Genomic DNA, 7986 nt, shown 5'->3' with positions numbered 1-7986 from the left:
CACCACCTCCACCCCCGCACCGGCAGCTGCCGCGAACGCCACTCCAGGGACCGCCTCAGCTTCCGAGACAACCCAAGCCCCCGCGCCGGCCACGGCGCGCGCCGCCGCAGGGCGTAGCCCGGGCGCGCGCGTCACCGGGCACCCCCACAGCCGGAGCGGCTCCGCCGACCGCGAGCGGTACGCCGCCGCGGAGGCCGGCACCGGCACGGCACCCGGCACCGGCACGGCACCCCCCACCGGCACGGCACCCGGTGGGGAGGGCCCTGCCGACCCACCGACGGTTACCGACCCGTCGACGCCTGCCGACTCTCCGGCTCCTGCCGACTCGTACCCGCCGGGCGACCCCGCGGCGACGGACGACGAGCGGGTCATTCGCCTGCCCACCGGCTACACCCTGCACCCATGGGCCGACCTCCAGCCCGCGGGCGAACGCGCCGCCACCGGCCGCAAGCTGTGGCACGCCAGCCCAGGGAGCGCAGGATGACTTACCGAAAGCCCCCTTCCTCAGTTCCTTCCCCAGCTCCTTCCTCACCTCCTTCCGGGAACTCTCCGGCGGATGCCGCCGGTGCTCCGGGCCGGGGCCGGATGCCCAGGACCGGGGTCGCGCTGTACGTACGGTTCCGTCCGGCCGCGGCGGCCGGAGCGGGGGCCGCCCCGTCCCTCGGAGAGGAGACGTACGAGCGGCTGATCGCGCTGCTGGGGGAGTTCACCCCCGTCGTCGAGGCGCTGCCGCCGGACGCCGCGCTCGCCGACGTACGCGGTGCGCAGCGGTACTTCGGCCGGGACGCCGCCGGCATCGCCGAGCTGCTCCGGCTGCGCGCCCTGGCGTGGTACGACGCCGAGTGCGTCATCGGCATCGCCGGCAACCCCCTGCTCGCCCGGATGGCCGCCCAGGACGCGGCGCCCGGAGAGGTACGCGTCGTCCCCGGTGACCCCGAGGGCGTCGCGGCCTTCCTCGACCGCAGGCCCGTCGCCGCCCTGAACGGCATCGGCCCCGCCGCGGCCCGCGCCCTGTGTGCGTACGGGCTCGACAGCGTCGGCCGGATCGCCGCGGCGCCGCCCGCGACCCTGCAGCGCATCCTCGGCGCGAAGGCCGGTCGCCGGGTGTCCGAGCGGGCCCGCGGCATCGACCCGACGCCGGTGACCCCGAACGCACCGGCCCGCTCGATGGCCGCCGAACACCGCTTCGCCCACGACGAGTTGGACGAGGCACGGCGCCGCAGGGCGCTGCTCTCCCTCGCGGACGAGCTCGGCTCCCGGATGCGCAGCAGCGGTCAGGTGGCAGGCGCGCTCACGCTCACCGTCCGCTACGCCGACCGCTCCACCACGACCCGCACCCGGCGGCTGGCCGAGCCGACCGCGCACGGGCCCGCGCTGACCGAGGTCGCCTACGCGCTGCACACCGCGCTCGGCCTGCAACGCGCTCGCGTACGGGCGGTGGCGCTACGGGCCGAGGACCTCCGCCGGGCCGAACGCGCCGCCCGCCAGCTGACGTTCGACCCGGCGGACGACAAGGCCCGCCGCATTGAAGCCGCCGTCGACCGTGCACGCACCCGCTTCGGTCCGCACGCCGCCCGCCCCGCCGCGGCCTCGGCCGCCCCCGCGTCGGCCGCGGGACGCCGGCCCCACGGTCAGCCTTACCGTCAGCCGTACAGGCGGTCGGCGTAACGCGGGCCGCAGTGCGCCTCAAGGTCTTCGAGCGGGAGTTCCGGCCGTCGGCTCTGTTGGCTCCGTCGGTTCCGTCGTCTTCGCTGATGCTGTGCTCATCGCCGTATCCCCCGTCACTGATGGGCCCGCGCGGCTCGCGAGCACCACGGCAACGACTCTACGCCGGGCCGCTGACAGCGGCCGGAGCCTGTGGATAACCCGTACGTCCGGTGAGAATCGTGTGCCACTTCTTTCACCGTCACACGACTGGACCCCCGAGCTTACTCAGCCGTAACTTGACGGTCGATCACAGCGTTGAGCCATGCGATCCGGATCGCAGGTGATGACTCGGCGAGCACTTCGGAGTCCCCTCACCTCCCGCAAGGAGCATCGCATGAACACGACCACGCACCGAGCGCTGCCCTGGAGACGTGCGGCCACCGCCGTCTCCGCCCTCGCCCTCGCCTTCGCCGCCGCCACCGCGGCCACCCCCACGGCGGCAGCCGCCACCGCGTCGGACGCCACCGTCTCCGCAGGCTGGAACGACTACTCCTGCAAGCCGTCCGCCGCCCACCCCCGGCCCGTCGTCCTCGTCCACGGCACCTTCGGCAACTCCGTGGACAACTGGCTCGGCCTGGCGCCGTACCTGGTCGCCCGCGGCTACTGCGTCTTCTCCTTCGACTACGGGCAACTGCCCGGTGTCCCCCTCTTCCACGGCCTCGGCCCCGTCGACAAGTCGGCCGAGCAGCTCTCCGCGTACGTCGACCGGGTACTGGCCGCGACGGGCGCGCCGGAGACCGACCTCGTGGGCCACTCGCAGGGCGGCATGATGCCGCGCCACTACCTCAAGTTCCTCGGCGGCGCGGCGAAGGTGAACGCGCTGGTCGGCATCGCGCCCGACAACCACGGCACCGACCTGAACGGCCTGACCAGGCTCCTGGACCAGTTCCCGGGAGCCAAGAAGTACCTCGACTCGCTCGCACCGAGCCTCAACGACCAGATGGTGGGCTCGGACTTCCTCAAGCGCCTCAACGAGGGCGGCGACACCGTGCCCGGCGTGCGTTACACGGTCATCGCGACCAAGTACGACGAGGTGGTCACGCCCTACAAGAGCCAGTTCCTGAACGGCCCGGACGTGAAGAACGTGCTGGTCCAGGATCTGTGCCCGACGGACTTCTCCGAGCACCTGGTCATCGCCCTGGCCGACCGGGTCGCCTTCCACGAGACGGCCAACGCCCTGGACCCGGCCCACGCGACGCCGACGACCTGTATGCCGCGCTGACCGCATCGCCGTGCGGTGCGCTGCTCCCCGAGGAGCAGCGCACCGTCGCCCGGTCCTCAGCCGCCGTTCCGGGCGGCCTTGCGGCGGGCGCCGGCGAAGAGCAGCGAGGCGCCCAGCGCCAGCACCGCCGCGCCGCCGATGGCGAGCGGAGCGGTCGAGTCGTCGCCGCCGGTCTCGGCGAGCTGCGTGGTCACCGCCCTGCCCGACGAGCCGTCGGGGCGCACGCCGTCCGCGGCGCTCGTGCTCCGGTCCGCGCCCGTGCCCGCGCCCGTGCCCTCGTGCCCGTGCTGCATGTGCGTGTGATCCACCGACGACTTGTCCGCACCCGCCGCGAGCTGCCGCTCGGTCGGGGCGGTGGCCGCGGGGTGCGACTCCGCGTCCGTACCCGCCGTCGTGCCCGCGCTGCCGCCGGCCTTGCCGAAGACCACGTCCGAGCAGGTGTAGAAGGCTTCGGGGCTGTCCGAGCGCTGCCAGATGCTGTAGATCAGGTGGCGGCCGGAGCGGGCCGGCACCTTGCCCTCGAAGACGTAGTCGCCGTCGGTCAGGGTGGGGTCGGTGACCTTGGCGAACGGCTTCGCCTCCAGATCCGACCACTTCAGCGGCTTGCGCGGGTCGTAGCCGTCCTTGGTGAGGTACAGCTCGAACGTGCCCTTGTGCGGCGCGGTGGCCTTGTACCGGAACGTGTGGGCGCCCGCCGCCATCGGGCTGGCCGGCCAGTCGTCCCGGGCCAGGTCCAGGCCCTTGTACTCCGCGCTGTTCGCGCTGCAGAGCTTGCCATCCGGTATGCGGGTCCTGGACTGGCCGCCCGCCGCGCCGTCCCGTACACCGTTCCAGTCGTACAGGGCCTGCACGCCGCCGGCCGCGACCATCGCCTTGCAGGCCGCGGAGTCCGGTGACTCCGGACCCTCGGCGTAGCACGCGGAGATCCGGCTCACCGGGTCCGTCATCGAGCCGTGCGCGGCCGCCGGGCCCGCGGCGAACACAGTGAGGGAAAGCGGGGCGAGGGTGGTGAGGGCGAACGCTGCGGCCTTGCGACGAACGGTCATCGTGGGGGTCTCCTTCAGACGTGCGGGAGTCATGCGGCGGGCAGCACGCTAGCCCCGCCGACCAGCGAATTCGCCGCCCGGAGCAGGCCCTTGACGATCTTTATGGGTGGCTTAAGGAACCGCTCAGCGGTGGTTAAGCCCCAAGGGTGACGCGGTCGTCAGGCGATCCACCGGTAGCGCCGTTCGGGGCGGCCGGTGCCGCCGTACCGGAGGGAGACCTCGGCCTGCCCGGTGCCCGTGAAGTACTCGAGGTAGCGGCGCGCGCTCACCCGGGACAGCGCGCCCGCCGCCGCGCACTCCGATGCCGAGAGGCCGTCCTCGTGCTGTCGCAGGGTGCGTTCGACCAGATCCGCCGTATGGGGGGCGAGACCTTTGGGCAGACCTCTGGAGGCGCGCGGGCGGGTGCCGAAGATCTGGTCCACGTCCTCCTGGCTGGCCTCGCCGAGCCGTTCCAGGCGGGTGCGCAACGAGGCCACGTGCCGCAGCTGCTCCTGAAGGGAGGCACGGTCGAACGGCTTGATGAGGTAGTGCAGCGCACCGGCCCGCAACGCGTCCCGTATGACGTGCGCGTCGCGTGCCGCCGTAACGAAGAGCACGTCGGCGTGCGTCCCGCCCTCCCGGGCCCGCAGCCGGCGCAGCACGCTGATGCCGTCCATGTCCGGCAGGTAGATGTCCAGCAGGAGGAGGTCGGGGCGGAGCCGTTCGGCTGCGCGCAGCGCCTCGGCACCCGTATGTGCCACGCCGGCCACAGAGAAGCCCTCGGTGGCGTTCACGTAGTGGCTGTGCAGCTTGGCGACCATGAAGTCGTCGTCGACGACCAGCACCTTGGTCATCGAACGATCCCTTCCGCGACCACAACGTTCACAACGACCCTTAATACCGGAAGCGAGACGCGGAGTTAACCCCCGGGCAACATGTGGCCCTCACCACGATCTCCCCCCCCCCACAGAGCCACGAAGCCACACGTAAGAGAAGGGTGGTGTCATCTGTGCGTGCGCGCACACCCCTCGCCCTCCTGGGGGCGGTTCTGATCGTCCTCCTCGGCCCGCCGCTGCTGACATCGGGCAGCGGGTCCGACACCGGGACCCGCATCCCGGGCCTGCAGTTCATGGTGCCGAACACGCCGGGCGGTGGATACGACATCACGGCCCGTACGGCGGCGAAGAGCATCGAGGACGCCGGGCTCAACCACAATGTCGAGGTCTTCAACCTCCCCGGCGCCGGCGGCACGGTCGGCCTCAGCCGGATGGTCAACGAGCACGGCAACGGCAAGCTCGCGATGTCCATGGGGCTCGGCGTCGTCGGCGCCGTCCACACCAACCACTCGCCCTCCGGGCTCGGCGACACCACGCCCATCGCGCGGCTCACGGAGGAGCCGAACATCGTGGTCGTCGCCAAGGACTCCAAGTACAAGACGTTCGACCAGCTGCTCGCCGACTGGAAGAAGAACCCCCGGAAGATGCCGGTCGGCGGCGGCTCCTCCGCCGGCGGACCCGACCACCTGGCACCGATGCTGATGGCCAAGGCCGCCGGGATCACGCCCAAGACCGTCAACTACGTGCCGTTCGACGGCGGCGGTGAGCTGCTCGCCTCCGTACTGGGCGGCAAGGTCGCCTTCGGGGTGTCCGGCGTCGGCGAGTACCTCGACCAGATCAAGTCCGGAGAGCTGCGGCTGCTGGCCGTCACCGGCCCGGAGCGGGTCAAGGGCCTGGACGCGCCCACCCTCAAGGAGGCCGGCGTGAACACCGAGTTCACCAACTGGCGCGGCATCGTGGCGCCCCCGGGGCTCACCGACGTCGAACGGCAGAAGCTGACCGCCCTCTTCACGGAGCTGCACGGATCCCCGCAGTGGAAGGACGCGCTCAAGCGCAACGGGTGGAGCGACGCCTTCATGACCGGCGACAGATTCGGCCGCTTCCTGGATGCCCAGGACCGGCGCGTCGACACCGTACTGAAGGAGCTGGGGCTGTGAGCACCGGTACCGAACCCACCGCGCCCCCGAAGGGCAGCGGGCTGCGAGCCTCCTTGCGCGGCCGCTCCGAACTGGGCGTCTGCCTCATCCTCCTGGTCCTCGGCGTCCTCGTGCTCACCGACGCGGTCACGATGGACACCGACATCACCCAGCGCGGCCCCATCGGGCCCACCACCGTGCCGATCGTCGTCGGGGCGCTCCTCCTGGTCGTCGCCGTGCTCCTCGCCGTCGACGTCCTGCGGGGCGGCCGCGGCGAGGCCGAGAGCGGCGAGGACATCGACCTCTCCGAGCCCGGCGACTGGCGCACCGTCGCCCTCCTGGCCGGCGTCTTCCTCGCCAACGCCGTCCTCATCGGCCCGCTCGGCTTCCCGATCTCCGGCGCGCTGCTCTTCTGGGGCTCCGCATACGCGCTGGGCAGCCGCAACCTCACCCGGGACCCGCTCATCGCGGCCGTCCTGTCCCTGGTGACCTACGTCGTCTTCAACAACCTGCTGGGCGTGCCGCTGCCCGGCGGCCCGCTCATGGGGGTGCTGTAGACCATGGACTCCCTGTCCTCACTCATCGACGGCTTCGGTACGGCGCTGACGCCGATCAACCTGCTGTGGGCCGCCATCGGGGTGCTGCTCGGCACCGCCATCGGTGTACTGCCGGGCATCGGCCCCGCCATGGCCGTCGCCCTGCTCCTCCCCGTCACCTACGGGCTGGACCCGACCGGCGCGTTCATCATGTTCGCCGGAATCTACTACGGCGGCATGTTCGGCGGCTCCACCACCTCCATCCTGCTCAACACCCCAGGAGAGAGCGCGGCGGTGGTCGCCGCCATCGAAGGCAACCCGATGGCACGCGCCGGGCGCGGCGCGCAGGCCCTGGCGGCAGCCGCCGGCGGGCACTTCGCGGGCGGCATGATCGGCACGATCCTGCTGGTCGTGCTCGCGCCCACGGTCGCCGCGCTCGCCGTGGACATCGGCGCGCCCGACTACTTCGCCATCATGGTGCTCGCCTTCATCGCCGTGACCTCCGTACTCGGCAGCTCCCGGATACGCGGCTTCGCCTCACTGCTCATCGGCCTCACCCTCGGGCTCGTCGGCCTGGACCAGATGACCGGGCAGCAGCGGCTGACCTTCGGGATCCTCGAACTCGCCGACGGCATCGACGTCGTCATCGTCGCCGTCGGACTGTTCGCCATCGGAGAGGCGCTCTGGGTGGCGGCGCATCTGCGGCGTACGGCGGGGGAGTCGATCCCGGTGGGCCGTCCCTGGCTGGGCAAGTCGGAGCTGCGGCGCACGTGGAAGCCGTGGCTGCGCGGGCCGCTCATCGGCTTCCCGTTCGGCGCGATCCCGGCCGGCGGCGCCGAGATCCCCACCTTCCTCTCGTACGTCACCGAGAAGCGGCTCTCCAAGCACCGCGACGAATTCGGCCGCGGCGCCATCGAAGGCGTCGCCGGGCCCGAGTCGGCGTCCTCGGCGTCGGCGGCCGGAACGCTCGTGTCGATGCTGACCCTCGGCCTGCCGACGACCGCCGTCGCCGCGGTGATGCTGGCGGCCTTCCAGCAGTACGGCATCCAGCCCGGGCCGCTGCTCTTCGAGCGCGAACCGGATCTCGTCTGGGGCCTGATCGCCTCGCTGTTCGTCGGCATGGTGCTGCTCCTCGTCCTCAACCTGCCGCTGGCGCCCGTCTGGGCGAAGCTGCTGAAGATCCCGCGCCCGTACCTGTACGCCGGGATCCTCTTCTTCGCCGCGGTCGGCGCGTACGCGGTCGGCGGCGAGCCGCTGGACCTGGTCATCCTGCTGATCATCGGGCTGATCGGGCTGGGCATGCGGCGGTACGGCCTGCCGGTACTGCCCGCCGTCATCGGCGTCATCCTCGGCCCGGCCGCCGAACAGCAGCTGCGGCGGGCACTGCAGATCAGCGACGGCAGCGTCACCGGCCTGGTCAACACGCCCTTCTCGATCACCGTCTACGCCGTGATCGTGGTGCTGCTGGCCTGGCCGTGGATCAAGCGGGCGCTCCCGCGCGGGCGTTCCGCGCGCGCGGAGGAC

At 72.0% G+C, this 7986-nt stretch carries 7 protein-coding genes and 1 pseudogene; 6 read left to right on the top strand and 2 right to left on the bottom strand.

From position 1 onward, the window contains the following. The 3 genes and pseudogenes from CCS38_RS02430 to CCS38_RS02420 all read left to right on the top strand — a co-directional run. Positions 1–484, top strand: a pseudogene (locus tag CCS38_RS02430) (hypothetical protein); the annotation flags it as partial. Positions 485–585: 101 nt separating this feature from the next. Beyond that, positions 586–1668 (top strand): DNA polymerase Y family protein, encoded by a 1083-nt coding sequence (locus CCS38_RS02425; protein ID WP_223731515.1) that lies wholly within the window; start codon positions 586–588, stop codon positions 1666–1668. Between the two features lie 373 nt (positions 1669–2041). Continuing rightward, positions 2042–2929 (top strand): esterase/lipase family protein, encoded by an 888-nt coding sequence (locus tag CCS38_RS02420; protein WP_223731514.1) that lies wholly within the window; start codon positions 2042–2044, stop codon positions 2927–2929. Positions 2930–2985: 56 nt separating this feature from the next. Here the strand turns inward: CCS38_RS02420 and CCS38_RS02415 are convergent, their stop codons facing one another. Together CCS38_RS02415 and CCS38_RS02410 are read right to left on the bottom strand one after the other, a co-directional pair. Beyond that, the gene (locus tag CCS38_RS02415; protein WP_223731513.1) at positions 2986–3975 is read right to left on the bottom strand and encodes a lytic polysaccharide monooxygenase; all 990 of its coding nucleotides are present in this window, start codon (positions 3973–3975) and stop codon (positions 2986–2988) included. A 158-nt stretch (positions 3976–4133) separates the two neighbouring features. Continuing rightward, positions 4134–4808, bottom strand: coding sequence for a response regulator (locus CCS38_RS02410; RefSeq protein WP_223731512.1), 675 nt, complete (start codon positions 4806–4808; stop codon positions 4134–4136). 155 nt (positions 4809–4963) lie between these two features. Between CCS38_RS02410 and CCS38_RS02405 the strand changes: the two genes are divergently transcribed. From CCS38_RS02405 to CCS38_RS02395, 3 genes are all read left to right on the top strand, one after another. Continuing rightward, a complete protein-coding gene (locus CCS38_RS02405) occupies positions 4964–5947 on the top strand; it encodes a Bug family tripartite tricarboxylate transporter substrate binding protein (RefSeq protein WP_223731511.1) in 984 nt (327 codons plus the stop codon). Then, positions 5944–6483 (top strand): tripartite tricarboxylate transporter TctB family protein, encoded by a 540-nt coding sequence (locus CCS38_RS02400; RefSeq protein WP_223731510.1) that lies wholly within the window; start codon positions 5944–5946, stop codon positions 6481–6483. The genes CCS38_RS02405 and CCS38_RS02400 overlap by 4 nt, the downstream gene beginning before the upstream one ends. A 3-nt stretch (positions 6484–6486) precedes the next feature. Beyond that, on the top strand, positions 6487–7986 hold a 1500-nt coding region (locus CCS38_RS02395; protein WP_223731509.1), incomplete at its 3' end, for a tripartite tricarboxylate transporter permease.

The sequence above is a fragment of the Streptomyces purpurogeneiscleroticus genome (assembly GCF_020024005.1).
In the GTDB taxonomy this organism is placed as follows: domain Bacteria; phylum Actinomycetota; class Actinomycetes; order Streptomycetales; family Streptomycetaceae; genus Streptomyces; species Streptomyces purpurogeneiscleroticus.
Note: the sequence above shows the minus strand (reverse complement) of the source record. Positions and strands in the feature narration are given on the sequence as shown.

Coding starts and splice junctions, on each gene's coding strand:
- CCS38_RS02415 (WP_223731513.1), bottom strand. CDS start 3,975: ATGACCGTTCGTCGCAAGGCCGCAGCGTTCGCCCTCACCACCCTCGCC.
- CCS38_RS02420 (WP_223731514.1), top strand. CDS start 2,042: ATGAACACGACCACGCACCGAGCGCTGCCCTGGAGACGTGCGGCCACC.
- CCS38_RS02425 (WP_223731515.1), top strand. CDS start 586: ATGCCCAGGACCGGGGTCGCGCTGTACGTACGGTTCCGTCCGGCCGCG.
- CCS38_RS02410 (WP_223731512.1), bottom strand. CDS start 4,808: ATGACCAAGGTGCTGGTCGTCGACGACGACTTCATGGTCGCCAAGCTG.